Here is a 2,361-nt window from a genome sequence, read left to right on the forward strand (position 1 = left end):
CTGAAAGACATCACGCCATACGGGGCGACATTCCAGCCGCTCGACCTGAAAGGATACCAGAAGGAAAAGGCGTTGTTGTATGTGTCGCTGCGTGACGCCTACGAGCGTCTGTACCGTTATGAATCGCTCCGGCGCGAGGCAAATGTTCCGTGGCGAGAGCATCTGAATACCTGTTACGATGAGTTTGTCATGCGCTACGGCAACCTCAACGCCAAGCAGAACGTGAAGTTAGTGATGATGGATGCGGGCGGGCGCGACATCCTTTCGCTGGAACGGATGGAAAACGGAAAGTTCGTCAAGGCGGACATCTTCGAGCATCCTGTTTCCTTCGCGGTGGAGAGCCATGCCAACGTAGGCTCTCCCGAAGAAGCCCTGTCTGCGTCGCTCAACAAATATGGTACGGTCAATCTCGACTATATGCGGGAGATAACCGACAGCACGGCGGAGGATTTGCTCACTGCCCTGCAAGGGCGCATCTACTACAATCCGCTCGTGACCGGTTACGAAATCAAAGACCGTTTCATCGCCGGAAATGTCATAGAGAAAGCGGAACGCATAGAGGCATGGATGGGTGACAATCCCGAAAATGAGCGTATGCCGGAGGTGAAGCAGGCGTTGGAGGCTCTGAAAGATGCCGAGCCGCAGCGCATCGCCTTCGAGGATCTGGACTTCAATTTCGGGGAACGCTGGATTCCGACGGGTGTCTATGCCGCCTACATGAGCCGGCTGTTCGACACGGAGGTGAAAATCGCCTATTCCGCAAGCATGGACGAGTTTTCGGTGGTGTGCGGCTACCGCACCATGAAAATCACGGACGAGTTTCTGGTGAAGGGGTATTACCGGAACTATGACGGTATGCACCTCCTAAAACACGCCCTGCACAACACCTGCCCTGACATGATGAAGTCCATCGGCAAGGACGAGCATGGCAACGACATCAAGATGCGCGACAGCGAGGGAATACAACTCGCCAACGCCAAGATTGACGAGATACGAAACGGCTTCTCCGAATGGCTCGAAGAGCAGTCGCCGCAGTTCAAGGAGCGGCTTGTGACGATGTATAACCGCAAGTTCAACTGTTTCGTGCGCCCGCGCTACGACGGCTCCCATCAGACCTTTCCCGACCTCAACCTGAAAGGGCTGGCAAGCCGGGGTATCAAGAGCGTCTATCCCTCACAGATGGATTGCGTCTGGATGTTGAAACAGAACGGCGGCGGAATTTGCGACCACGAGGTGGGAACCGGTAAGACGCTGATAATGTGCATCGCCGCGCATGAGATGAAGCGTCTGAATTTGGCACACAAGCCGATGATTATCGGGCTGAAAGCCAACGTTGCGGAGATTGCAGCCACCTATCAGGCGGCATATCCCAACGCACGTATTCTGTACGCTTCGGAGAAGGACTTTTCGACCGCCAACCGTGTGCGCTTCTTCAATAATATAAAGAACAACGACTACGATTGCGTCATCATGTCGCACGACCAGTTCGGCAAGATACCGCAGTCGCCGGAATTGCAGCAGCGCATCCTGCAAGCAGAGCTTGACACGGTGGAGGAAAACCTCGAAGTGCTACGGCAGCAGGGAAAGAACGTGTCGCGGGCGATGCTGAAAGGATTGGAGAAGCGCAAGCACAACCTTGAAGCGAAGCTGGAGAAGGTGGAACACGCCATAAAGTCACGCACGGACGACGTGGTGGATTTCAAGCAGATGGGCATCGACCACATCTTCATAGATGAGAGCCACCAGTTCAAGAATCTGACTTTCAACACGCGCCACGACCGTGTGGCGGGATTGGGAAACAGCGAGGGAAGCCAGAAGGCACTTAACATGCTCTTTGCCATACGCACCATACAGGAGCGCACAGGAAAAGACTTGGGTGCGACCTTCCTCTCCGGCACGACTATCAGCAACTCACTGACTGAATTGTACCTGCTGTTCAAGTACCTGCGCCCGAAGGAGCTGGAACGGCAGGACATAAGGTGTTTCGACGCTTGGGCGGCGATATTTGCCAAGAAGACGACGGATTTTGAATTTAACGTGACGAACAATGTGGTCCAGAAGGAGCGTTTCCGCTACTTCATCAAAGTGCCGGAGCTTGCCGCCTTCTATAATGAAATCACGGACTACCGCACGGCGGAGGATGTGGGCGTTGACCGTCCTGCCAAGAACGAGATACTGCACCATATACCGCCCACGCCGGAACAGGAGGACTTCATACAGAAACTGATGCAGTTCGCCAAGACGGGCGATGCCACCTTGTTGGGCAGGCTGCCGCTTTCGGAAACGGAAGAAAAGGCGAAGATGCTCATCGCCACGGACTATGCCCGGAAAATGGCACTCGACATGCGCATGATAGACCCG

1 pseudogene is annotated in these 2,361 nt (G+C 54.6%); it reads left to right on the forward strand.

The annotated features are described in order from the left end of the window. Positions 1-2,361 (forward strand): annotated as a pseudogene (locus DW033_RS24135) (DNA methylase); the annotation flags it as partial.

Origin of the sequence: Parabacteroides sp. AF39-10AC (assembly GCF_003635405.1) — a bacterium.
GTDB classification, from domain to species: domain Bacteria; phylum Bacteroidota; class Bacteroidia; order Bacteroidales; family Tannerellaceae; genus Parabacteroides; species Parabacteroides distasonis.